Below are 22,826 nucleotides of genomic sequence, written 5' to 3' on the forward strand. Positions count from 1 at the left end.
TCATGGCTGAGACCAAGAAGGCTGCGGCCGAGGTCGCCGAGGTCGAGACCGCCGAGCAGCGCCCGTACCGCAAGGTCCGCCGCGGCTACGTCGTCAGCGACAAGATGGACAAGACCATCGTCGTCGAGGTCGAGGACCGCGTGAAGCACCCGCTCTACGGCAAGGTCATGCGACGCTCGTCCAAGGTCAAGGCGCACGACGAGCTGAACACCGCCGGCATCGGCGACCTCGTCGTGATCAGCGAGACCCGTCCCCTTTCCGCCACGAAGCGCTGGCGTCTCGTCGAGATCGTCGAGAAGGCCAAGTAAGCCTCGGGCTTGCTTATAGAAGGAGTTCGAAGTGCTTCAGCAGGAATCACGAGTCAAGGTCGCCGACAACACCGGCGCCAAGGAGCTGCTCACCATTCGCGTGCTCGGCGGCTCGAAGCGGCGCTACGCCGGCCTCGGTGACGTCATCGTCGCGACCGTCAAGGACGCGATCCCCGGTGGCAACGTCAAGAAGGGCGACGTCGTCAAGGCCGTCATCGTCCGCACCGTCAAGGAGACCCGTCGTCCTGACGGCTCCTACATCAAGTTCGACGAGAACGCCGCGGTCATCCTGAAGAACGACGGTGACCCCCGCGGCACCCGTATCTTCGGCCCGGTCGGTCGCGAGCTTCGCGACAAGAAGTTCATGAAGATCATCTCGCTGGCACCGGAGGTTATCTAAGTCATGGCCAACATCAAGAAGGGCGACCTCGTCCAGGTCATCTCGGGCCGCAGCCAGGCTCGCGGCGGCGACCGCGGCAAGCAGGGCAAGGTCCTCGAGGTGCTCGTCGCCGAGAACCGCGTCATCGTCGAGGGCGTCAACTTCGTCACCAAGCACGTTCGCGTCGGCCAGACGCAGCGCGGCACGAAGACGGGCGGCATCGAGACGCAGGAGGCGCCGATCCACGTGTCGAACGTCGCGATCGTCGACCCCGAGACGAAGAAGCCGACCCGCGTCGGCTTCCGCACCGAGCAGGTGACGAAGGACGGCGTCACGAAGACCGTCCGCGTCCGCTACGCCAAGAAGTCAGGTAAGGACCTGTAATGACCGACACGGCAACGCAGGCTGGCAAAATCCAGCCGCGACTGAAGACCAAGTACCGCGGCGACATCGCCAAGGCCCTCACCGAGCAGTTCGAGTACTCGAACCCGCACCAGGTGCCCGGCCTCGTGAAGATCGTCGTGAACATGGGTGTCGGCGAGGCCGCCCGCGATGGCAAGGTCATCGACGGCGCGATCGCCGACCTCACGAAGATCACCGGCCAGAAGCCGCAGGTGACCAAGGCCCGCAAGTCGATCGCGCAGTTCAAGCTGCGCGAGGGTCAGCCGATCGGTGCGCACGTGACGCTCCGCGGCGACCGCATGTGGGAGTTCCTCGACCGCCTGCTCTCGCTCGCACTGCCCCGCATCCGCGACTTCCGCGGCCTCAGCGACCAGCAGTTCGACGGCCACGGCAACTACACCTTCGGCCTCACGGAGCAGAGCGTCTTCCACGAGATCGACCAGGACAAGATCGACCGCGTCCGCGGCATGGACATCACCGTGGTGACCACCGCCAAGACCGACGACGAGGGTCGTGCGCTGCTCAAGGCGCTCGGCTTCCCGTTCAAGCAGGTCGACGCAGCGTAAGTCCTACGTGTAGTAGGATCTACGAGTTTGTGCTCGCGCCCGCCGGCTCTCGAACCATCGGGAGCCGGCCGGCCCGGGACATCCGGTCTCATGCAACCGCTGAGACCACCACCACAGGTCAGTCCCCGTGTAACGGGTCCTGAAACCTGGTGAACGTAAGGAACGAATCGTCATGACGATGACCGACCCGGTCGCTGACATGCTGACCCGTCTGCGGAACGCGAACTCCGCACACCACGACTCCGTGTCGATGCCCCACTCGAAGCTCAAGGGGCACATCGCTGAGATCCTCAAGACCGAGGGCTACATCGCCGACTTCGAGGTCGCGGACGCTCGCGTGGGCAAGACCCTCACGCTGAAGCTCAAGTTCGGCCCGAACCGCGAGCGCTCGATCGCCGGTATCAAGCGCGTCTCGAAGCCCGGCCTCCGCGTCTACGCGAAGTCGACCGAGCTGCCCAAGGTGCTCGGCGGCCTCGGCGTCGCGATCCTGTCCACTTCCAGCGGTCTGCTCACCGACCGCCAGGCCGAGAAGAAGGGCGTGGGTGGGGAAGTCCTCGCCTACGTGTGGTAATCAGCTATGTCGCGTATTGGACGACTTCCCATCGACATCCCCGCCGGCGTCACCGTGACGATCGACGGCCAGGATGTGACCGTCAAGGGCCCGAAGGGTGAGCTCGCGCTCACCGTCGCCGCCCCCATCGTGGCCAAGGTCGAGGAGAACCAGGTCGTCGTGACCCGTCCCGACGACGAGCGCGCCTCGCGTTCGCTGCACGGCCTCACCCGCACGCTCATCGCCAACGACATCATCGGCGTGACCCAGGGCTACTCCAAGGGCCTCGAGATCGTCGGCACCGGTTACCGCGTCGCGCAGAAGGGCAGCGCGGTCGAGTTCGCGCTCGGCTTCTCGCACCCCGTGACCGTCGAGGCGCCGGCCGGCATCACCCTGACCGTCGAGGGCAACAACAAGCTCACGGTCGCGGGCATCTCGAAGCAGGCCGTCGGCGAGACCGCCGCGAACATCCGCAAGATCAAGAAGCCCGAGCCGTACAAGGGCAAGGGCATCCGCTACGCCGGCGAGGTCGTGCGTCGCAAGGCCGGAAAGGCTGGTAAGTAATCATGGCCGTGAAGAGCAAGACGGCTGCGCGCTCGCGTCGCCACACCCGCCTTCGCAAGAAGATCGTCGGCACGGAGGTCCGCCCCCGTCTCGTCGTCACCCGTTCGGCCCGCCACGTCTTCGTGCAGATCGTCGACGACGCCAAGGGTCACACCGTCGCGTCGGCGTCGACCATGGAGGCCGACCTCCGCACGTTCGACGGTGACAAGACCGCCAAGGCGAAGAAGGTCGGCGAGCTCGTCGCCGAGCGCGCCAAGCAGGCCGGCATCGAGGCGGTCGTGTTCGACCGCGGCGGCAACAAGTACGCCGGTCGCGTCGCCGCGATCGCCGATGGAGCGCGAGAGGCAGGGCTGAGCCTGTGAGCGAGAACACTGTGAAGGAGACCGAGGTGACCGCAGAGGCACCCGTCGAGACGGCTGCGGCTTCGGAGCCGGCCCGCAACGAGCGCGACTCGCGCCGTGGCGGCCGCGACCGCAACCAGGGCGGCCGCGACCGCGGCGGCCGTGACGCCGAGAAGAGCCAGTTCCTCGAGCGCGTCGTCACCATCAACCGCGTGTCGAAGGTCGTCAAGGGCGGCCGTCGCTTCAGCTTCACGGCGCTCGTCGTCGTGGGTGACGGCAACGGTCTCGTCGGCGTCGGCTACGGCAAGGCGCGCGAGGTCCCGACCGCGATCTCGAAGGGCGTCGAGGAGGCGAAGAAGAACTTCTTCCGCGTCCCGCGCGTCGGCACCACGATCCCGCACCCCGTGCAGGGCGAGGCCGCTGCCGGTGTCGTGCTCCTGCGTCCGGCCGCTCCCGGTACCGGTGTCATCGCCGGTGGTCCGGTTCGCGCCGTGCTCGAGTGCGCGGGTATCCACGACGTGCTGTCGAAGTCGCTCGGTTCGTCGAACACGATCAACATCGTGCACGCCACGGTCGAGTCGCTGAAGCAGCTCGAGGAGCCCCGTGCCGTCGCCGCCCGTCGTGGTCTCGACTACGACGAGGTCGCCCCGGCCCGTCTCATCCGTGCCGAGGCACAGGCGGCCGAGGCCGCTGCAGCAGCGAAGGCAGGTGCCTGATGGCCAAGCAGCTCAAGGTGACCCAGATCAAGTCCAAGGTGAGCGAGAAGCAGTACCAGCGCGACACGCTGCGCAGCCTCGGTCTCAAGCGCATCGGCGACTCGGTCGTCCGCGACGACACCCCGCAGAACCGCGGCTACGTCAAGACCGTCGCCCACCTCGTGAAGGTTGAGGAGATTGACTAATGGCTGACGAGAAGAACGTCGCCGAGGAGACCCCGAAGAAGGCTCCGGCCAAGAAGGCGCCCGCCAAGGCGGCCGCCGACAAGGCTCCGGCCGAGAAGGCTCCTGCGAAGAAGGCTCCGGCGAAGGCCGCTGCCGCCAAGGCCGACGACGCGAAGGCCGAGAAGGCGCCTGCGAAGAAGGCTCCCGCGAAGAAGGCGGCCCCCAAGGCCGACGTCGCGGAGAAGCGCGAGCAGGTCCTGAAGGTGCACCACCTGCGCCCGGCGCCCGGTGCCAAGAAGGACAAGACCCGCGTCGGTCGCGGTGAGGGCTCGAAGGGCAAGACCGCCGGTCGCGGCACCAAGGGCACGAAGGCCCGCAACACGGTGCGCCCCGGCTTCGAGGGCGGCCAGCTTCCGTACCACATGCGTGCGCCGAAGCTCCGCGGCTTCAAGAACCCGTTCCGCGTCGAGTACCAGGTGGTGAACCTGGACAAGCTCGCCGAGCTCTACCCGAAGGGCGGCGACGTCACCGTCGCCGACCTCGTCGAGAAGGGCGCCGTGCGCAAGAACGAGCGCGTCAAGGTGCTCGGCAACGGCGACCTGCAGGTCAAGCTCAACGTGGCGGTCGACAAGGTCTCCGGCTCGGCCGAGCAGAAGATCGTCGCCGCCGGCGGCTCGGTCAAGTAAGGCCGGCACCACGATTGGTTCGAGCCAGTCGGGACCTCGCGTAGGATAAGCGGGGTCTCGACTGGCTCGAGTCGTATAACCATTCAACTCCGCGCGCCGCACCGGCGCACAGCGCGGAGCAACAGGAGGACGAGTGTTCAACGCCATCGGGCGGATCTTCCGCACGCCGGATCTTCGCCGCAAGCTCGGGTTCACGCTGGGCATCGTGGCCCTGTTCCGGCTCGGATCCTTCATCCCCGCGCCGTTCGTCGACTTCGGCAACGTGCAGCAGTGCCTCGCGGCCAACGCGGCCGCCGGCGCCTCGGGGCTCTACGACCTCGTGAACCTGTTCTCGGGCGGCGCCCTGCTGCAGCTCTCGGTCTTCGCCCTCGGCATCATGCCGTACATCACGGCGTCGATCATCGTGCAGCTGCTGCGCGTCGTGATCCCCCACTTCGAGACCCTCTACAAGGAGGGCCAGGCGGGCCAGGCGAAGCTCACGCAGTACACCCGCTACCTCACGATCGCCCTCGGCGTGCTCCAGTCCACGACGCTCATCACGGTCGCCCGCTCCGGTGCGCTCTTCCCGACCGCCGACCCCGCGTGCTCGGCCCTGATCACGAACGACGCCTGGTACGCCATCCTCCTCATGGTCATCACGATGACCGCCGGCACCGGCCTCATCATGTGGATGGGCGAGCTCATCACCGAGCGCGGCATCGGCAACGGCATGTCGCTGCTCATCTTCACGTCGATCGCCGCGACGTTCCCCGGCTCGCTCTGGGCGATCGGCATCGCGCGCGGCTGGGACGTCTTCGCGATCGTGGTCCTCATCGGCCTCGCGATCGTCGTCGCGGTCGTGTTCGTCGAGCAGTCGCAGCGACGCATCCCCGTGCAGTACGCCAAGCGGATGGTCGGCCGGCGCACGTACGGCGGCAACAACACGTACATCCCGATCAAGGTCAACATGGCCGGCGTCGTGCCCGTCATCTTCGCCTCGTCGCTGCTCTACCTGCCCGCGCTCATCGCGCAGTTCAACCAGCCCCAGCAGGGCGAGGAGCCGCAGGCCTGGGTCGTGTGGATCACGAACTACCTGACGAAGGGCGACCACCCGCTCTACATGCTGCTGTACTTCCTGCTCATCGTCGGGTTCACGTACTTCTACGTCGCGATCACCTTCAACCCCGACGAGGTGTCGGAGAACATGAAGAAGTACGGCGGCTTCATCCCCGGCATCCGTGCGGGCCGCCCCACCGCCGAGTACCTCGACTACGTGCTCACGCGCATCACGGCGCCCGGCTCGATCTACCTGGGCCTCATCGCGCTCATCCCGCTCATCGCGTTCGTGGCGGTGGGGGCGAACCAGAACTTCCCGTTCGGCGGCGCCTCGATCCTCATCATCGTCGGCGTCGGCCTCGAGACGGTCAAGCAGATCGACGCCCAACTCCAGCAGCGACACTACGAAGGACTTCTCCGATGACGCCAGCCGCCTCGAACGGCACCGCCGCCAGCTCTGCCCGCTTCCTGATCGTCGGTCCGCAGGGCTCCGGCAAGGGGACGCAGGGCGTGCTCGTCGCGGCGGCGTACGGGGTGCCCCAGGTCGCGACGGGCGACATCTTCCGCGCGAACGTCGCGGGCGGCACCGAGCTCGGCAAGCGCGTGCAGGCGATCATCGAGGCCGGCGACCTGGTGCCGGACGCGCTGACGAGCGAGCTCGTGCGCGACCGTCTCCAGCAGGCGGATGCCTCGCACGGGTTCGTCCTCGACGGCTACCCCCGCAACCGGGGCCAGGTCGACGACCTCGACGCGTTCCTCGGCGCCCGCGGCGAGTCGATCGACGCCGTCATCGAGCTCGAGGTGCCGCGCGACGAGTCGATCGCGCGCATCCACCAGCGCGCGGTCGAGCAGGGGCGCACCGACGACACGGAGGAGGTCATCGCGAACCGCCTGGCGATCTACGAGCGCGAGACCGCGCCGATCCTCGACGTGTACCGCGCTCGCGGGCTCGTCGTGCGGATCGACGGCGTCGGCGCCCTCGCCGACGTGACGGCGCGCATCTTCGAGGCGCTCGCGGCTCGCGGGCTCGCTCCGCGCCACCCCGGCGCCGCGGCCTGATCGCGTGTTCCGCCGGTCGATCTACAAGTCGCCCGCCGACCTCCGCGCGATGGTCGCCGCCGGCCGCGCGACGGCGACGGCCCTCGACGAGGCCCGTCGACGGGTCGTGCCCGGCGCGACGGGGCTCGAGCTCGACGCCGCCGCCGAACGGGTGATCGTCGAGGCGGGCGGTCGATCGAACTTCAAGCTCGTGCCGGGCTACCGGCACACGCTGTGCGTCTCCGTGAACGACGACGTGGTGCACGGCATCCCCGGTGACCGCCCGTTCCGGCCGGGCGATCTCGTCTCGGTCGACGGCGGCGCCGACGTGGGCGGATGGAACGGCGATTCGGCGTTCAGCGTCGTCATCCCCGACCCGGCCCGGCCCGAGATCGTCGCCGCGCGCGAGGAGCTCTCGCGGGTGACCGAGACCGCGCTCTGGCACGGCATCGCGACGCTCGCCCGGGCGTCGCACCTCAACGAGGTCGGCGCCGCGATCGAGGACTACGTCCGCGGCGAGGGCGAGTACGGCATCCTCACCGACTACGTCGGCCACGGCATCGGCCGCCAGATGCACGAGGAGCCGCCGGTGTTCAACTACCGGGTCGATCGGAAGGGGCCCGCGATCAAGCCCGGCCTCGTCGTCGCGATCGAGCCGATGCTCGTCGCCGGCGCGGTCGACACGTTCGTACGCGACGACGACTGGACGGTGACGACCGCCGACGGCGCCGACGCCGCCCACTGGGAGCACAGCGTCGCGGTGCACGCCGGGGGCATCTGGGTGCTGACCGCCGAGGACGGCGGTGCGGCGGGCCTCGCCCCGTTCGGCGTCGTCCCCACGCCGCTCGCCTGATCGGCCTGAGGCCTCCCGTGCACGGGGATAGGGTGAACGGGGGAGCACCTCGCGGCGGTCCCCGACAACTCGAACCGGGGGTTGCGCAGATGGAGATCATCGGGACCGGCATCGGTCGGGGCGTCGCGGTCGGTCCGGTCGCGTGGATGTCTCCGCCGCCGCCCGAACCCTCGTCGGCGCCGAGCGCGATCGGTCGCGACGCGGAGCTCGTGCGCGCCGAAGCAGCGGCCGCGGCCGTCGCCGCCGAGCTCCGACGACGTTCTGCCGCGACCGATGGGGCCGCCCACGACGTGCTCGAAGCGCAGGCGCTCATCCTCGAGGATCCGGCGGTGCACGCGAGCGTCGCCGAGCGGCTCGCGGCCGGGACGACGGCCGAGCGCGCGGTGTTCGATGCGTTCGCCGGCTATCGCGACCTGCTCGCGGGCATGGGCGGCTACCTCGCCGAGCGGGCGAACGACCTCGAGGACCTGGCGCACCGGGTCATCGCCGAGCTGAGCGGCGAAGCCGCGCCGGGCGTACCCGATCCGGGCCATCCGTACGTGCTGGTCGCGCGCGAGCTGGCGCCCGCCGACACCGCGACGCTCGACCTCGCCAGCGTGCTCGCGATCGTGACCGTCGAGGGCGGGGCGACCTCGCACACGGCGATCCTGGCACGGGAGAAGGGGCTCGTCGCGGTCGTCGGCGCCGGCGCCGCGGTGTCGCTCGTCGAGGGCGAGACGGTCGTCGTCGACGCGGACGGCGGCCGGGTCGTGCGCGACCCCGATCCCCGGGTCCTGGACGCCGCAGCCGAGCGCCGTGCGCGGCTCGCCGACGAGGCGGCCGCTCCCGCCGCCCCCGGCCGTCTGGCCGACGGAACGGCCCTGCCGCTCCTCGCGAACCTCGGCGATCCCGCCGGCGCGGCGGACGCGTTGCGGCTCGGGGCCGAGGGCGTCGGGCTCTTCCGCACCGAGTTCCTCTTCCTCGACGCCGGGCGAGCGCCGTCCCGGGACGAGCAGCAGGCGGCGTACGAGACGCTCTTCGCGGCGTTCGAGGGCCGGCGCGTCGTGGTGCGGGTGCTCGACGCCGGAGCCGACAAGCCGCTGGCCTTCCTCGGAGCGCGGCACGAGGAGAATCCGGCACTCGGCGTGCGCGGCCTCAGGGCGCTGCGACGGGCCGAGCCCGTGCTCCGGGACCAGTTGGCCGCCCTCGCCGCCGCCGCGGCCGTGCACCCGGTGCGCCTCGAGGTCATGGCGCCCATGGTCGCGACCGCGGAGGAGGCGCGCTACTTCGCGGCGATGGTGCGCGAGGCCGGCCTGCCGACGGCGGGGGTCATGATCGAGGTGCCGTCGGCCGCCCTCACCGCCCGGCAGGTGCTGGCCGCCGTCGACTTCGCCTCGATCGGCACCAACGACCTCACGCAGTACACGATGGCCGCCGACCGCGAGCTGTCCGGCGCCGCGGAGCTGCAGGACCCGTGGCATCCCGCGGTGCTCCGGCTCATCGGCGAGGTCGGCGAGGCCGGGGCCGCCTTGGGGCGGCCCGTCGGCGTGTGCGGCGAGGCGGCCGCCGACCCGCTGCTCGCCGTCGTGCTCGTGGGGCTCGGCGCGACGAGCCTGTCGATGTCGTCGTCGGCGCTCGCGGGGGTGCGCGCCGCTCTCGCCCGGGTGTCCGGGGCGGATGCGCGGCGCATCGCCCGCGCCGCGCTCCGCGCGGAAGACGCCGCGACGGCCCGTGCCGCGGCGGCCGACGAGGCCGCGTTCACGGGCGGGTGACGCTCGGCCGAGGCATCCGGTCGTTCGCCCGTGGGACCGAGGTCGGGGCCGGACCGGTCTCGACTGGCGAAATCGGCGGAAATGTCCTAAAGTTGACCCTTGGTGTTCTGCCCGCCTGCCTCGGCGTGCCCGACGAACCGGTCCAACGGCCGGCGACACGGGTCGGCCGCGGTGCCGCGTGCAGCATCATCGCACGACCAGCATCCCAACACTCCAAGCGATAGTGAGGCTATGGCCAAGAAAGACGGCGTCATCGAGATCGAAGGCTCGGTCATCGAGGCTCTCCCGAACGCGATGTTCCGGGTCGAGTTGACCAACGGTCACAAGGTCCTCGCGCACATCTCAGGAAAGATGCGCCAGCACTACATCCGCATCCTCCCCGAGGACCGCGTGATCGTGGAGCTGAGCCCGTACGACCTGACGCGCGGCCGCATCGTCTACCGCTACAAGTAAGGGCTGCCGGAAAGTAACGGCCCGCGGCACCCCGCGGGTACGAGGACAGCGATCCAAGAGGAACCACTGTGAAGGTCAACCCCAGCGTCAAGCGCATCTGCGACAAGTGCAAGGTCATCCGCCGCCACGGCCGCGTGATGGTCATCTGCGAGAACCCGCGCCACAAGCAGCGCCAGGGCTAGTCGCACGACGCGGGGCGCGCCGCGTGCGCGCCCCGAAGCACACAACTGAATACGAATCGGCACTGCCAGAACCCGCTCGTGCGGGGGACACCTCGGGACGGAGGCCCGGGCACCGGCAGTGCTCCACACCTCCACTTCGAAACAGGAGAAGCCAACACATGGCACGTCTGGCAGGAGTCGACATCCCGCGCGAGAAGCGCGTGGAGATCGCACTGACGTACATCTACGGCGTCGGCCGCACTCGCGCGCTGACGACCCTCGCGGAGACCGGCATCGACGGCAACATCCGCGTGAAGGACCTCACCGACGACCAGCTCGTCGCCCTCCGCGACTACATCGAGGGCAACTTCAAGGTCGAGGGCGACCTCCGCCGCGAGGTGGCCGCCGACATCCGCCGCAAGGTCGAGATCGGCTCGTACGAGGGCCTGCGCCACCGCCGCGGCCTCCCGGTCCGCGGTCAGCGCACCAAGACCAACGCTCGTACCCGCAAGGGCCCGAAGCGCACCGTCGCCGGCAAGAAGAAGCCCGGCCGCAAGTAACCGCTCGTCGCCAGTTCTAGGAGATTTCACACATGGCAGCACCCAAGGCGGCTACTCGCAAGCCGCGCAAGAAGGAAAAGAAGAACATCGCCGTGGGCCAGGCCCACATCAAGTCGACGTTCAACAACACGATCGTCTCGATCACCGACACCACCGGTGCCGTGATCAGCTGGGCCTCCTCGGGCGGCGTGGGCTTCAAGGGCTCGCGCAAGTCGACCCCGTTCGCCGCGCAGCTCGCCGCCGAGTCGGCCGCGCGCCAGGCGCAGGAGCACGGCATGAAGAAGGTCGACGTGTTCGTCAAGGGCCCCGGCTCGGGCCGTGAGACCGCGATCCGCTCGCTCCAGGCCGCAGGCCTCGAGGTCGGCAGCATCAACGACGTGACGCCCCAGGCGCACAACGGCTGCCGCCCGCCGAAGCGCCGCCGCGTCTAGTTCTCCACGCCGCGAGGTCGGCCGGAACACCGTTCCGGCCGACCACGCGGCATCCGTTCTCTCACAACTCAAGATCCTCGACCTCGCAGGTGTCATATAGCGGACACCCTGCCGAAAGGAATCAACAGTGCTGATCGCACAGCGCCCGACGCTCACCGAAGAGAACATCTCGGAGTTCCGTTCGCGTTTCGTGATCGAGCCCCTCGAGCCGGGCTTCGGTTACACCCTCGGCAACTCGCTTCGCCGTACCCTCCTCTCCTCGATCCCCGGCGCGGCCGTGACGAGCATCCGCATCGACGGCGTGCTGCACGAGTTCTCGACGGTGCCCGGCGTGAAGGAGGATGTCACCGAGATCATCCTCAACATCAAGAACCTGGTCGTCTCCAGCGAGCACGACGAGCCCATCACCGCCTACCTGCGCAAGCAGGGCGCCGGTGAGGTCACCGCCGCCGACATCTCGGCTCCGGCCGGTGTCGAGGTGCACAACCCCGAGCTCGTCATCGCGACGCTCAACGACTCGGCGAAGTTCGAGCTCGAGCTCACGATCGAGCGCGGCCGCGGCTACGTCTCGGCCTCGCAGAACCGCAACGAGTACTCGGAGGCCGGCCAGATCCCGGTCGACTCGATCTACTCGCCGGTGCTCAAGGTCACGTACCGCGTCGAGGCCACCCGTGCCGGTGAGCGCACCGACTTCGACCGCCTCGTGGTCGACGTCGAGACGAAGCCGGCGATCTCGCCGCGCGACGCCATCGCCTCGGCCGGTCGCACCCTCACCGAGCTGTTCGGCCTCGCCCGCGAGCTGAACACGGCGGCCGAGGGCATCGAGATCGGCCCCGCGCCGGTCGACGCGGTGCTCTCGAGCGAGCTCTCGATCCCGATCGAGGACCTCGACCTGTCGGTGCGCAGCTACAACTGCCTGAAGCGCGAGGGCATCAACACGGTGTCGGAGCTCGTCGCCCTCAGCGAGTCGCAGCTCATGAACATCCGCAACTTCGGCCAGAAGTCGGTCGACGAGGTCAAGGACAAGCTCACCGAGATGGGCCTGTCGCTGAAGGACTCGGTGCCCGGCTTCGACGGTGCCCACTTCTACACGGGCTTCGACGACGAGAACTGAGCCCCTGCGGCTGCCCGACCCCCTCACTACCTGGAGATAACGAACCATGCCGAAGCCCACCAAGGGCCCCCGCCTCGGAGGCGGACCCGCGCACGAGCGACTCCTGCTCGCGAACCTCGCGGCTGCGCTCTTCACGCACAAGAGCATCACCACCACCGAGACGAAGGCCAAGCGGCTCCGCCCGCTCGCCGAGCGCCTCGTCACCTTCGCGAAGCGCGGCGACCTGCACGCCCGTCGCCGCGCCCTCGCCGTGATCGGCGACAAGGCCGTCGTGCACGAGCTGTTCTCGGTCATCGCGCCGCAGGTCGCCGACCGTGAGGGCGGCTACACCCGCATCACGAAGATCGGCAACCGCAAGGGCGACAACGCGCCCATGGCGGTCATCGAGCTCGTGCTCGAGCCGGTCGTGAAGAAGCAGCGCGCCGCCAAGCCGGCCGCCGCCGCGCCGGTCGCCGACGAGGCGCCCGCCGCCGACGAGACCGCCGCCGACGAGGTCGTGACCGAGGCCGAGGCCACGGTCGACGAGGCCGCCGGCGCCGAGGCGTCGGAGGAGTCGGCCGAGGCTCCCGCCGAGGAGGCCGCCGAGGCCAAGTAAGCCTCGCGTCCACGCCGAACGGGCCCCTGTGCACAGCGCACGGGGGCCCGTTCGCGTCTGTGCCAGAATCGTCGTCGCGGTCGGGCGCCGGCCCCGACGACGGAGCGCACGCTCGAGACGCCCTCCGCCCGGCTCGAAAGGAGCGCTGTGCGCGCACCGGTCCGGATCCCCGAGGATCGCGATCTCTCGATCGACTTCGCCCGCGCGCTCTGCCTTCCGGTCGTCGTGCTGCTGCACGCGCTGCAGATGGGCATCGGCGGCGACCCGCTGCGCGCGTTCAACGCGCTCGACGGCTTCGAGCCGCTCGCGTGGGCCACGTGGCCGCTCATGATCATGCCGGTGTTCTTCATCTGCGGCGGCTTCGCGTCGATCACGCAGTGGCGCCGGCTTCGCGGCCACGGCGAGACCGGCGCGCACTACCTGCGGGTGCGCGCCGTGCGGCTCGCCCAACCGGTGGTGTCGGTCACGGCGGCGGTGGGACTCGTGCTCGGCGGCATGCTGCTCGCGGGCGTCGACGTCGGTTTCGTGCAGAGCTTCGCGGTGCGGCTCGCCGAACCGCTCTGGTTCATCCCGGTGTACCTCATCTGCACCGCCCTCGTGCCCGCGATGTCGTGGCTGCACCGGCACGCGCCCTGGCCGACGTACTTCGGCCTCGCCGCCGGCGCCGTGCTCGTCGACGTGCTGGCCCGGGGCCTCGGTCTGCCGCTCGGCGCCCTCAACTGGCTCTTCGTCTGGCTGTTCGCCCAGCAGCTCGGCTTCGGGCTGCGCGACGGCTGGTTCGCCCGGCGCCAGGGCCTCGTGCTCGTCGCTCTCGCGGTGCTCGCGTACGGATTCATCGCGATGCTCGTCGCGGTCTTCGGCTACTCGCACGACCTGCTCGACAACCTGAACCCGCCGAGCCTCGCGATCATGGCGCTCGCGCTCGGCCAGGCGTGCCTGTTCGCGCTGCTGCAACCGGCGATCCGGCGATTCGTCGCCCGCCGGGCGGTGCTCGGCGTCGTGTTCGTCTTCGGGGTGTACGGCATGGTCATCTACCTCTGGCACACGTTCGCGATGGCGGTCGTGACGGCGGGCCACCTCGCGGTCGGCGCGCCGTTCCCGCCCGTGCTCTCGCCTGCGTGGTGGGCGACGCGGCCGCTGTGGATCCTCGCGATCGCCGTCGTCATCGCGGCCTGCTGCCTGGTCGTGCCGAAGCTCGAGGCGCACTGGCCCGCGCCGGTTGAGCGGCGTACGCCGCTCGCGGCGGTCGTGACGTGGACGATCTGCGCGGTCGCCGGAGTCGGCGTCTTCCTCACGATGGGCTACGTGCCGTTGGCGAACGGGGTGCTGGGCTGGTCGCTCGTGACGCTCGCGGTGATCGCCCTCATCGTCGGCGGGCCCGGGCCGAGGGCGCCGCGCCCGCGCGCCGGCGAGGTCGACGCGGTCGCGGCGACGGCGCGCGCCTAGGCTGGGCGGTATGGTCACGAGCGAGGCGGATGCCGCGGGCACGACGCCCGCCGCAGCGAACGGGTCGTCGCCCGAGACGGCAGCGGCCTCCATCGGCGCCGTCGCCGCGGCATCCTCGAACGGCTCGGCCGGGGGAGCCGACGAGCTCGTCCGCATCCGGCTCGGCATCGCGTACGACGGCACCGACTTCAAGGGCTGGGCCGCGCAACCCCGGTTGCGGACGGTGCAGGGCACGCTCGAGGCCGCGCTCGCGACGCTCTTCCGCCGCGAGCGGATCGCGCCCCGGCTGACGGTGGCGGGCCGCACCGACGCGGGGGTGCACGCGCTCGGCCAGGCGGCGCACCTCGACGTGCCCGCCGCGGCGCTCGCCGCCGTCACGAGGCCCCGGCGCGGCGACGTCTCGAGCGGCCCCGCCGACGACCCGGCGGCGGTGCTGCGCCGCCGCCTCACCGGGATCCTCGGCACCGCCGACGCCGACGTGGTGATCACGCACGCAGAGACGGCGCCCGCCGGATTCGACGCACGGTTCTCGGCGGTCTGGCGCCGATACGAGTACCGCGTCGCCGACGCGGTGGCGCTGCACGACCCGCTCGCACGCCGCCGTACCGTCTGGTACCCCCGCGCGCTCGACGTCGAGGCGATGGACCGCGCGGCGAAGCGCCTGCTCGGCCTCCACGACTTCGCCGCCTTCTGCAAGCCGCGCGAGGAGGCGACGACCATCCGCACGCTGCAGGCCTACGGCTGGCGCCGGGGCGAGGGCGGCGTGCTCGTCGCGACGCTGCAGGCCGATGCGTTCTGCCACTCGATGGTGCGCGCGCTCGTCGGCGCGTGCGTCGCGGTGGGGGAGGGCAAGCTCGCCGACGACGATCCCGAGCGACTGCTGGCCGCGGCGGAGCGGACGAGCGCCTTCAAGGTCATGCCCGCGAAGGGCCTCGTGCTCACCGAGGTCGGCTACCCCGACGACCAGGAGCTCGAGGCCAGGGCCGTGCAGACCCGGGCCCGTCGGGAACTGCACGTGAGCGGCATCCCCGACCTCGTCGAGTGAGCGGCCGATTCTGAATCGGGGGCCGAAGCTGGTAGGCTCTCCCTTTGGTGCCGTACTCTGCGTCGGCGCCCGATGTTGAGCCCTCCACCGAGGCGTTCGCGCGCATCGCGCCCGAACACCCCACGGAGTGGGATTCACGAACCCCTCACTCGATCAGAAAGCAGCACTTCCGTGACGCGCACCTACACCCCGAAGTCGAACGAGATCCAGCGCGACTGGGTCGTCATCGACGCGACCGACATCGTCCTCGGTCGCCTCGCGAGCCACTCCGCAGCCCTGCTGCGCGGCAAGCACAAGCCGATCTTCGCGAACCACGTCGACACCGGCGACTTCGTCATCATCGTGAACGCCGACAAGGTGGCCCTCACCGGCCAGAAGCTCGAGCAGAAGAAGGCGTACCGCCACTCGGGCTACCCGGGCGGCCTCAAGGCCGTCGGCTACGCCGAGCTCCTCGAGAAGAACCCCGTCCGCGCCGTCGAGAAGGCGATCCGCGGCATGCTCCCGAAGAACTCGCTCGGCCGCCAGCAGCTCAAGAAGCTGAAGGTCTACGCCGGCCCGGAGCACCCGCACGCGGCCCAGCAGCCGAAGCCGTACACCCTCACCCAGGTCGCCCAGTAAGCCCGGCGCACTCGACCTTCTCGAACTAAGGATTCACAACCACCATGGCGAAGATCGCAGACCAGATCGACCAGGCTCCTGAGAGCTACACGACCGAGAGCGCCCCGGCGGCGGCTCCGGCCACCCCCCGCCCCGTCCTCAACGTCTCGGGTGCGGCCGTCGGCCGCCGCAAGCAGGCCATCGCCCGCGTGCGCGTCGTCCCGGGCGCCGGCACCATCACGGTGAACGGCCGCGAGTTCGCGGACTACTTCCCGAACAAGCTCCACCAGCAGCTCATCACCGACCCGTTCACCGTGCTCGAGCTCTCGGGCTCGTACGACGTGATCGCCCGCATCACCGGCGGCGGCCCCTCGGGCCAGGCCGGCGCGCTGCGCCTCGCGATCGCGCGTGCGCTCAACGAGATCGACCGCGAGAACAACCGTCCGACCCTGAAGAAGGCCGGCTTCCTCACGCGCGACGCCCGCGTCATCGAGCGCAAGAAGGCCGGTCTCAAGAAGGCCCGCAAGGCTCCGCAGTTCTCGAAGCGCTAAACCGCGCCTCCGGTACTCCGTACATGCCTCGGCTTTTCGGAACCGACGGGGTCCGGGGCCTGGCCAACCGTGAACTCACGGCTGACCTGGCCCTGGGCCTCTCCCAGGCGGCTGCGGCCGTCCTCACGCAGGGGCGTCACGCCGACGAGAACCGCGCCGCGGGCAAGCGCCCCGTCGCCGTCGTCGCGCGCGACCCCCGCGTGTCCGGTGAGTTCCTCACCGCCGCGGTCGCGGCCGGCCTCGCGAGCTCCGGCGTCGACGTGCTCGACGCCGGAGTCATCCCGACGCCCGCGACCGCCTTCCTCATCGACTCGATCAAGGCCGACTTCGGCGTGATGATCTCGGCGTCGCACAACCCGGCGCCCGACAACGGCATCAAGTTCTTCTCGTTCGGCGGCACGAAGCTGCCCGACGAGGTCGAAGACCGCATCGAGTCGTACCTCGGCAAGCAGAAGCTGGCGCCGGTCGGCGACGGCGTCGGCCGCATCCGCCGCTTCGCGGACGCCGAGGACCGGTACGTCGTGCACCTGCTCGGCACGCTGCCGAACCGGCTCGACGGCATCAAGGTCGTGCTCGACTGCGCCCACGGCGCAGCGGCGGGCGTCTCGCCCGAGACCTTCAAGGACGCCGGTGCCGAGGTCGTCGTCATCGGCGCCGACCCCGACGGCATCAACATCAACGACGGCGTCGGCTCGACGCACCTCGACCAACTGCAGGCGGCCGTGCTCGAGCACGGCGCCGACGTCGGCATCGCGCACGACGGCGACGCCGACCGCTGCCTCGCCGTCGACGCCGACGGCAACGTGGTCGACGGCGACCGCATCATGGCGATCCTCGCCCTCTCGATGAAGGAGCGCGGCAAGCTCACCGACGACACCCTGGTCGTCACGGTCATGTCGAATCTCGGGCTCAAGCGGGCGATGGCCGAGCACGGCATCCGCATCGTCGAGACGAAGGTCGGCGACCGGTACGTGCTCGAGGCCCTCGCGGCGCACGGGCTCTCGCTCGGCGGCGAGCAGTCGGGCCACGTGATCATGAGCGAGTACGCGACGACGGGCGACGGCGTGCTGACGGGCCTCCACCTGGTGGCCGAGATGGCGCGCACGGGCAAGTCGCTCGCCGAGCTCGCCTCGGTCATGACGGTCTACCCGCAGGTGCTCGTGAACGTGCGCGGGGTCGACCACCACGGTCTCGCGGCCAACGCCCGCATCGCCGAGGCCGTCTCCGCGGCCGAGGCCGAGCTCGGCGACTCCGGCCGCGTGCTGCTGCGCCCGTCGGGCACCGAGCCGATGGTGCGCGTCATGGTCGAGGCCTCCGACCAGGCCGAGGCCGACCGCCACGCGGCGGCCCTCGCCGAGATCGTCCAGGCCGAGCTCGCGCACTAGCCCGCCGCGCTCGTGAATCGCCCGTCTCCGCCCGGAGGCGGGCGATTCGCGTTCCGCGGGCCGCTCTCCGTGCGGCGCGAGCCGAGTCGCAGGAGCAGAACGGGTCGATCGGGCCGGTTGCGGGGCAGGACGGGTGGATGCCCCTGCGACTCGCGAACGCGTGGCGGGGTGACCGAATCGGCGGCCGGAGGAGACTCAGAGCTTGCGCAGCAGCACGCTCGACACGGTGTGGTCGGCGCTCTTGCGCAGCACGAGCGTCGCGCGCGAACGCGTCGGCCGGATGTTCTGCAGCAGGTTGGGCTCGTTGATGGAGTGCCAGATCTCGCGCGACCGGTGGCGGGCCTCGTCCTCGGTGAGCGACGCGAACCGGTGGAAGTACGAGCGCGGATTCGCGAACGCGCCGCGCTGGAGCTTCAGGAACCGCTCCTCGTACCAGCGCGCGATGTCGCTCGTGCGCGCGTCGACGTAGATCGTGAAGTCGAACAGGTCGCTCACGGCGAGGCGGTGCCCCGGCCCCGGCGGCTGCAGCACGTTGAGCCCCTCGACGATGAGCACGTCGGGCCGGCGGACGGTGACCTGGGCGTCGGGCACGATGTCGTAGGCCAGGTGCGAGTAGAACGGCGCGCGCACTTCGGCGGCTCCCGCCTTCACCTCGCTGACGAAGCGCAGCAGGGCGCGCCGGTCGTACGACTCGGGGAAGCCCTTGCGGGCCATCAGGCCCCGGCGTTCGAGCTCGGCGTTCGGGAAGAGGAAGCCGTCGGTCGTCACGAGTTCGACGCGCGGCGTGTGCTCCCACCGGGCGAGGAGCTCGCGCAGGAGGCGGGCGATCGTCGACTTGCCGACCGCGACGGATCCGGCGACGCCGATCACGAAGGGCGTCGCCTCGAACCGCTCGCGCAGGAACTCGCTCGTGACCTTGTGCAGCGACTTCGTGCCGCCGACGTAGAGGTTGAGCAGTCGGCTGAGCGGCAGGTAGACCTCGGCCACCTCGGTCGGGTCGAGCGGCTCGCCGAGCCCGCGCAGCTGCACGAGCTCGGTCTCGCGCAGCGGCGAGGGCATCGAGGGGGCGAGCGCCGCCCAATCCGACCGGTCGAGTTCGATGAACGGCGAGATCTGCGCAGCATGCGACGACGAGCTCTGCGGATCCGGCACCGTGCCAGTGTAGTGCCGTGCCCGCGCGGGGGACTCCCGGCCCGCCGCTCCGGGAATTCACGCAGCCGCGCGCCAGTAGAATCGCCCCCATGTGTGGAATCGTCGGATACGTCGGAGAGCGCAACAGCCTCGACGTCCTCATGGGCGGCCTGCGTCGTCTCGAATACCGCGGCTACGACTCGGCGGGGGTGGCCGTCGTCGACGACGACGGGGCCATCGAGACCGCGAAGCGGGCCGGCAAGCTCAAGGTCCTCGCCGACGAGCTCGAGCGCAACCCGCTGCACGAGGGCGGCACGGGCATCGGACACACCCGCTGGGCGACGCACGGCGGCCCCACCGACCGCAACGCGCACCCCCACCTCGGCGACGAGGGCCGGCTCGCGCTCATCCACAACGGCATCATCGAGAACTTCTCCGAGCTGAAGGACGAGCTGCTCGCCGCCGGCTACGCGTTCGAGTCCGAGACCGACACCGAGGTCGCGGCCGTGCTGCTCGGTCGCGAATACCGCGAGGCCGGCGACCTCCGCACGGCCTTCCGCAACACCGCCTCGCGCCTGGAGGGCGCGTTCACCCTGCTCGCCGTGCACCGCGCCGAGCCGGGCCTCGTCGTCGGCGCCCGCCGCAACTCGCCGCTCGTGATCGGGCTCGGCGAGGGCGAGAACTTCCTCGGGTCCGACGTGGCCGCCTTCGTCGAGTACACGAAGCAGGCCGTCGCCGTCGGGCAGGACCAGATCGTGGCGATCACGGCCGACGAGGTCGTCGTGACCGACTTCGACGGCGCCCCCGTCGAGGTCGACGCCTTCGAGGTCGCCTGGGATGCCTCGGCCGCCGAGAAGGGCGGTTGGTCGTCGTTCATGCGCAAGGAGGTCTCGGAGCAGCCCGAGGCCGTCGCCAACACGCTGCGCGGACGCATCGTCGACGGCACGGTCGTGATCCCCGAGCTCGAGTCGTTCGGCGACGAGGAGCTCCGCGGCATCCGTCGCATCACCGTGATCGCGTGCGGCACGGCGTCGTACGCCGGAATGGTCGCCAAGTACGCGATCGAGCAGTGGGCGCGCGTGCCCGTCGAGGTCGAGCTCAGCCACGAGTTCCGCTACCGCGAGCCCGTGCTCGACGCCGACACGCTCGTCGTCTCGATCAGCCAGTCGGGCGAGACGATGGACACGCTCATGGCCGTCAAGTACGCCCGCGAGCAGGGCGCGCGGACGATCTCGATCTGCAACACGCAGGGCGCGACCATCCCGCGCGAGTCCGACGCGGTCGTCTACACGCACGCAGGTCCCGAGGTCGCGGTCGCCTCGACGAAGGCGTTCGTCGCGCAGATCGCGGCGCTCTACCTCTTCGGCCTGCACCTCGCGCGCGTTCGCGGCACGCTCGACGACGCCGCGCTCGCGACGCAGCTCGCGGAGCTGACGGCGGTGCCGGCGAAGATCGAGCAGGTGCTCGGCGAGGCCGAGAAGGTCGAGCAGCTCGCGCACTGGATGGCGGACACCCGATCGGTGCTCTTCCTCGGTCGCCACGTCGGCTACCCGATCGCGCTCGAGGGGGCGCTGAAGCTCAAGGAGCTCGCGTACATCCATGCCGAGGGCTTCGCCGCGGGCGAGCTCAAGCACGGCCCCATTGCGCTCATCGAGCCGGGCCAGCCGGTCTTCGTCGTGGTGCCCAGCCCGCGCCACGACCGCAGCCTGCACCCGAAGGTCGTGTCGAACATCCAGGAGATCCGCGCCCGCGGCGCCCGCGTCATCGCGATCGCGGAGGCCGGCGACGCCGCCGTGCTGCCGTTCGCCGACGAGGTCCTGCGCATCCCGCTCGCGGCGCCCCTGTTCGAGCCGATGCTCGCCGTCGTGCCCCTGCAGATCTTCGCCATGGAGCTCTCGCAGGCGAAGGGCCTCGACGTCGACCAGCCGCGAAACCTCGCCAAGTCGGTGACGGTCGAGTGACCGAGAGCGCGGGGGCCGAGTGATCGCCGGCATCGGCATCGACGTCGTGGACATCGAGCGTTTCGAGCGCTCGATCATCCGGACCCCCGCGCTCGTCGAGCGACTGTTCGCCGAGAGCGAACGCGCTCGCCCGCCGCGCTCGCTCGCGGCACGCTTCGCCGCGAAGGAGGCGCTCATCAAGGCGCTCGGCGGACACGCGGTCATCCGCTGGCACGACATGCGCATCATCCAGGACGCCGAGGGCAATCCCGATTTCGAGCTGTCCGGCGCCCTCGCCGCGCACGTCGCGGCGCTCGGCATCGACCGCGTCCACCTGTCGATGAGCCACGACGCGGGCATCGCGAGCGCCTTCGTCGTGCTCGAGGCGGTCGAGGCCCGATGAGCGGGCAGGATGCCTCGGCCGCGGGCTTCCGCGAGGCCCGCGTCGACCTCGACGTGATCGCGGAGAACGTCCGCACGATCGCCGCCCGGGTCGCCCCCGCCGAGGTCGTGGCCGTGGTCAAGGCCGACGCCTACGGGCACGGGGCCGTCGAGTCCGCCCGCGCGGCGCTCGCCGGCGGCGCGACGCGCCTCGGCGTCGCCGACCTCGACGAGGCGCTCGAGCTGCGCGACGCCGGCATCGTCGCGCCCGTCGTCGCCTGGCTGCACGACGCCGACGCGGACTTCGCCGCCGCGGTGCGCGCCGACGTGGAGATCGGCATCTCGAGCCTCGCCCAGCTCGAGCGGGCCGCCTCGGCCTCGCCCGACGCGGCTGCGCGCGTGCACCTCAAGATCGACACGGGGCTCAGCCGCAACGGCGTGCCAGAGGCCGACTGGCCCGCCGTCGTCGCCCGCGCGGTCGAGCTCGAGCGCGCCGAGCGCCTCGGCGTGGTCGGCATCTTCAGCCACTTCGCCAACACGTCGCGAGAGGTCGACGCCGACCAGCTCGCCGCGTTCGAGCGCGCCCTCGCCGTGGCCGAGGCGGCGGGCCTCACCGGACGCCTGCGGCACATCGCCTCGAGCGAGCAGGCGCTGCGCGACCCGAGTTCCAGGTACGACGCGGTGCGCATCGGCATCGGCCTCTACGGGCTCACGCCCTTCGGCGACGGCACGACCTCGGCCGACCTCGGCCTCACGCCCGCGATGACCCTCCGCGCGAAGGTCGCCGCGGTGCGCCGCGTCGCCGCCGGCGCGGGCGCCTCCTACGGGCACATCTGGCATGCCGACGCGGAGACGACGCTCGCGCTCGTGCCGCTCGGGTACGCCGACGGGATTCCCCGGCAGGCGTCGGGGCAGGGCGCCGAGGTGCTGCTCGGCGGCGTGCGCCGGCCCGTCGTGGGGCGGATCGCGATGGACCAGTTCATCGTCGACGCCGGCGACGCCGAGATCGCGGTCGGCGACGAGGTCGTCGTCTTCGGCGACCCGGCGACCGGCGCGCCGACCGCCGACGAGTGGGGCGCCGCGGCCGGCACGATCGGCTACGAGATCGTCACGCGCATCGGCCCGAGGGTCCCGAGGCGATACACGGGCGGCCCGCGCACGGTGCCCTGGCCCGAGGCGGAGGACCTGTGAGCCGCACGTTCGAGGTGGCCGACGCCGACGCCATGGAGGCGTTCGGCCGCCGACTCGGCGCCGTGCTGCGCGCGGGCGACCTCGTCGTGCTCACGGGCGCGCTCGGCGCCGGCAAGACGACCCTCACCCGGGGCATCGGCGCCGGCCTCGGCGTGCGGGGCCCCGTGCAGAGCCCGACGTTCGTCCTCGCCCGCACCCACCCCAGCCTCGGCGACGGGCCACCGCTCGTGCACGTCGACGCCTACCGGCTCGGCAGCGCAGAGCTCGTCGAGGACCTCGACCTCGACTTCGCGCACTCGGTCGTGGTGGTCGAGTGGGGCGCCGGCCTCGTCGAGGAGGCAGGCGACGGCTGGCTCGAGGTCGTGATCGAGCGCCCGACCGGCGCGAGCGCCACGGGCGACGTCGAGCCCGAGGCATCCGACCTCGACGGCGACGAGCCGCGCACGGTGACCCTCAGCGGCCCCCTGCTCGCCCGCATCCCGAATTAGGCTG

The 22,826-nt window shown here is 70.8% G+C and carries 30 protein-coding genes; 29 read left to right on the forward strand and 1 reads right to left on the reverse strand.

Annotated features, from left to right (window positions below; genetic code table 11):
* Positions 1-2 precede the first annotated feature (2 nt).
* The 25 genes from rpsQ to glmM all read left to right on the forward strand — a co-directional run bounded on the left by rpsQ (position 3) and on the right by glmM (position 17,691).
* On the forward strand, positions 3-308 hold the full coding sequence (gene rpsQ, locus AC3RJ7_RS03030; RefSeq protein ID WP_491454361.1) for a 30S ribosomal protein S17: 306 nt from the start codon (positions 3-5) through the stop codon (positions 306-308).
* 31 nt (positions 309-339) lie between these two features.
* Positions 340-708, forward strand: coding sequence for a 50S ribosomal protein L14 (gene rplN / locus AC3RJ7_RS03035; RefSeq protein WP_156999952.1), 369 nt, complete (start codon positions 340-342; stop codon positions 706-708).
* A 3-nt stretch (positions 709-711) separates the two neighbouring features.
* Positions 712-1,071, forward strand: coding sequence for a 50S ribosomal protein L24 (rplX, locus tag AC3RJ7_RS03040; protein WP_491454362.1), 360 nt, complete (start codon positions 712-714; stop codon positions 1,069-1,071).
* Positions 1,071-1,655 carry a 50S ribosomal protein L5 gene (gene rplE, locus AC3RJ7_RS03045; RefSeq protein WP_491454363.1) on the forward strand — a complete coding sequence of 195 codons (585 nt, stop codon included), beginning with the start codon at positions 1,071-1,073 and terminating at the stop codon, positions 1,653-1,655. Before rplX ends, rplE begins: the two co-directional genes overlap by 1 nt.
* Positions 1,656-1,827: 172 nt before the next feature.
* A complete protein-coding gene (gene rpsH, locus AC3RJ7_RS03050; RefSeq protein ID WP_231430105.1) occupies positions 1,828-2,226 on the forward strand; it encodes a 30S ribosomal protein S8 in 399 nt (132 codons plus the stop codon).
* Positions 2,227-2,232: 6 nt separating this feature from the next.
* Complete coding sequence (rplF, locus tag AC3RJ7_RS03055; protein WP_491426948.1) at positions 2,233-2,769, forward strand: 50S ribosomal protein L6; 537 nt, start codon at positions 2,233-2,235, stop codon at positions 2,767-2,769.
* Positions 2,770-2,771: 2 nt separating this feature from the next.
* On the forward strand, positions 2,772-3,131 hold the full coding sequence (rplR, locus tag AC3RJ7_RS03060) for a 50S ribosomal protein L18 (protein ID WP_491454364.1): 360 nt from the start codon (positions 2,772-2,774) through the stop codon (positions 3,129-3,131).
* Entirely contained in the window at positions 3,128-3,826 is a 699-nt protein-coding gene (rpsE, locus tag AC3RJ7_RS03065) for a 30S ribosomal protein S5 (protein WP_305038252.1), read from the forward strand. The genes rplR and rpsE overlap by 4 nt, the downstream gene beginning before the upstream one ends.
* Complete coding sequence (gene rpmD, locus AC3RJ7_RS03070; protein ID WP_130353506.1) at positions 3,826-4,011, forward strand: 50S ribosomal protein L30; 186 nt, start codon at positions 3,826-3,828, stop codon at positions 4,009-4,011. The genes rpsE and rpmD overlap by 1 nt, the downstream gene beginning before the upstream one ends.
* Entirely contained in the window at positions 4,011-4,676 is a 666-nt protein-coding gene (gene rplO, locus AC3RJ7_RS03075; RefSeq protein ID WP_491454365.1) for a 50S ribosomal protein L15, read from the forward strand. The genes rpmD and rplO overlap by 1 nt, the downstream gene beginning before the upstream one ends.
* A 133-nt stretch (positions 4,677-4,809) precedes the next feature.
* A complete protein-coding gene (gene secY / locus AC3RJ7_RS03080; protein ID WP_491454366.1) occupies positions 4,810-6,135 on the forward strand; it encodes a preprotein translocase subunit SecY in 1,326 nt (441 codons plus the stop codon).
* Positions 6,132-6,770 (forward strand): adenylate kinase, encoded by a 639-nt coding sequence (locus AC3RJ7_RS03085; RefSeq protein ID WP_491454367.1) that lies wholly within the window; start codon positions 6,132-6,134, stop codon positions 6,768-6,770. The genes secY and AC3RJ7_RS03085 overlap by 4 nt, the downstream gene beginning before the upstream one ends.
* Positions 6,771-6,774: 4 nt before the next feature.
* The gene (gene map / locus AC3RJ7_RS03090) at positions 6,775-7,602 is read left to right on the forward strand and encodes a type I methionyl aminopeptidase (RefSeq protein WP_491454368.1); all 828 of its coding nucleotides are present in this window, start codon (positions 6,775-6,777) and stop codon (positions 7,600-7,602) included.
* Between the two features lie 89 nt (positions 7,603-7,691).
* Positions 7,692-9,353, forward strand: coding sequence for a phosphoenolpyruvate--protein phosphotransferase (ptsP, locus tag AC3RJ7_RS03095; protein ID WP_491454369.1), 1,662 nt, complete (start codon positions 7,692-7,694; stop codon positions 9,351-9,353).
* Positions 9,354-9,584: 231 nt separating this feature from the next.
* Positions 9,585-9,806, forward strand: coding sequence for a translation initiation factor IF-1 (infA, locus tag AC3RJ7_RS03100; protein ID WP_011186713.1), 222 nt, complete (start codon positions 9,585-9,587; stop codon positions 9,804-9,806).
* A 68-nt stretch (positions 9,807-9,874) separates the two neighbouring features.
* Positions 9,875-9,988, forward strand: coding sequence for a 50S ribosomal protein L36 (gene rpmJ, locus AC3RJ7_RS03105; RefSeq protein WP_056734976.1), 114 nt, complete (start codon positions 9,875-9,877; stop codon positions 9,986-9,988).
* 158 nt (positions 9,989-10,146) lie between these two features.
* Positions 10,147-10,527: a 30S ribosomal protein S13 gene (rpsM, locus tag AC3RJ7_RS03110; RefSeq protein WP_231430112.1), complete on the forward strand. Its 381-nt coding sequence runs from the start codon at positions 10,147-10,149 to the stop codon at positions 10,525-10,527.
* A gap of 32 nt (positions 10,528-10,559) precedes the next feature.
* Positions 10,560-10,958 (forward strand): 30S ribosomal protein S11, encoded by a 399-nt coding sequence (gene rpsK / locus AC3RJ7_RS03115; RefSeq protein WP_092668574.1) that lies wholly within the window; start codon positions 10,560-10,562, stop codon positions 10,956-10,958.
* A gap of 127 nt (positions 10,959-11,085) precedes the next feature.
* Entirely contained in the window at positions 11,086-12,072 is a 987-nt protein-coding gene (locus AC3RJ7_RS03120) for a DNA-directed RNA polymerase subunit alpha (RefSeq protein WP_204395444.1), read from the forward strand.
* A 46-nt stretch (positions 12,073-12,118) separates the two neighbouring features.
* Complete coding sequence (rplQ, locus tag AC3RJ7_RS03125; RefSeq protein WP_491454370.1) at positions 12,119-12,667, forward strand: 50S ribosomal protein L17; 549 nt, start codon at positions 12,119-12,121, stop codon at positions 12,665-12,667.
* Between the two features lie 147 nt (positions 12,668-12,814).
* Positions 12,815-14,113 carry an acyltransferase family protein gene (locus AC3RJ7_RS03130; RefSeq protein WP_491454371.1) on the forward strand — a complete coding sequence of 433 codons (1,299 nt, stop codon included), beginning with the start codon at positions 12,815-12,817 and terminating at the stop codon, positions 14,111-14,113.
* A gap of 10 nt (positions 14,114-14,123) precedes the next feature.
* Complete coding sequence (truA, locus tag AC3RJ7_RS03135; protein ID WP_491454372.1) at positions 14,124-15,158, forward strand: tRNA pseudouridine(38-40) synthase TruA; 1,035 nt, start codon at positions 14,124-14,126, stop codon at positions 15,156-15,158.
* 171 nt (positions 15,159-15,329) lie between these two features.
* Entirely contained in the window at positions 15,330-15,776 is a 447-nt protein-coding gene (gene rplM / locus AC3RJ7_RS03140; protein WP_056734989.1) for a 50S ribosomal protein L13, read from the forward strand.
* A 44-nt stretch (positions 15,777-15,820) separates the two neighbouring features.
* The gene (rpsI, locus tag AC3RJ7_RS03145; RefSeq protein ID WP_491454373.1) at positions 15,821-16,306 is read left to right on the forward strand and encodes a 30S ribosomal protein S9; all 486 of its coding nucleotides are present in this window, start codon (positions 15,821-15,823) and stop codon (positions 16,304-16,306) included.
* A gap of 23 nt (positions 16,307-16,329) precedes the next feature.
* The gene (glmM, locus tag AC3RJ7_RS03150; RefSeq protein WP_491454374.1) at positions 16,330-17,691 is read left to right on the forward strand and encodes a phosphoglucosamine mutase; all 1,362 of its coding nucleotides are present in this window, start codon (positions 16,330-16,332) and stop codon (positions 17,689-17,691) included.
* A 195-nt stretch (positions 17,692-17,886) separates the two neighbouring features.
* Here the strand turns inward: glmM and coaA are convergent, their stop codons facing one another.
* Positions 17,887-18,843 carry a type I pantothenate kinase gene (coaA, locus tag AC3RJ7_RS03155; protein WP_491454375.1) on the reverse strand — a complete coding sequence of 319 codons (957 nt, stop codon included), beginning with the start codon at positions 18,841-18,843 and terminating at the stop codon, positions 17,887-17,889.
* A gap of 89 nt (positions 18,844-18,932) precedes the next feature.
* On the opposite strand from coaA, the gene glmS reads away from it, so the two are divergent.
* From glmS to tsaE, 4 genes are read left to right on the forward strand one after another with little or no spacing between them, the layout of a single operon-like run.
* The gene (glmS, locus tag AC3RJ7_RS03160) at positions 18,933-20,783 is read left to right on the forward strand and encodes a glutamine--fructose-6-phosphate transaminase (isomerizing) (protein WP_491454376.1); all 1,851 of its coding nucleotides are present in this window, start codon (positions 18,933-18,935) and stop codon (positions 20,781-20,783) included.
* Positions 20,784-20,802: 19 nt separating this feature from the next.
* Positions 20,803-21,165: a holo-ACP synthase gene (locus tag AC3RJ7_RS03165; protein ID WP_491454377.1), complete on the forward strand. Its 363-nt coding sequence runs from the start codon at positions 20,803-20,805 to the stop codon at positions 21,163-21,165.
* A complete protein-coding gene (alr, locus tag AC3RJ7_RS03170) occupies positions 21,162-22,334 on the forward strand; it encodes an alanine racemase (RefSeq protein ID WP_491454378.1) in 1,173 nt (390 codons plus the stop codon). The genes AC3RJ7_RS03165 and alr overlap by 4 nt, the downstream gene beginning before the upstream one ends.
* Before the next feature lie 32 nt (positions 22,335-22,366).
* On the forward strand, positions 22,367-22,822 hold the full coding sequence (tsaE, locus tag AC3RJ7_RS03175; RefSeq protein ID WP_491455219.1) for a tRNA (adenosine(37)-N6)-threonylcarbamoyltransferase complex ATPase subunit type 1 TsaE: 456 nt from the start codon (positions 22,367-22,369) through the stop codon (positions 22,820-22,822).
* Positions 22,823-22,826: the final 4 nt, after the last annotated feature.

It is taken from the genome of Agromyces solani, assembly GCF_058349925.1.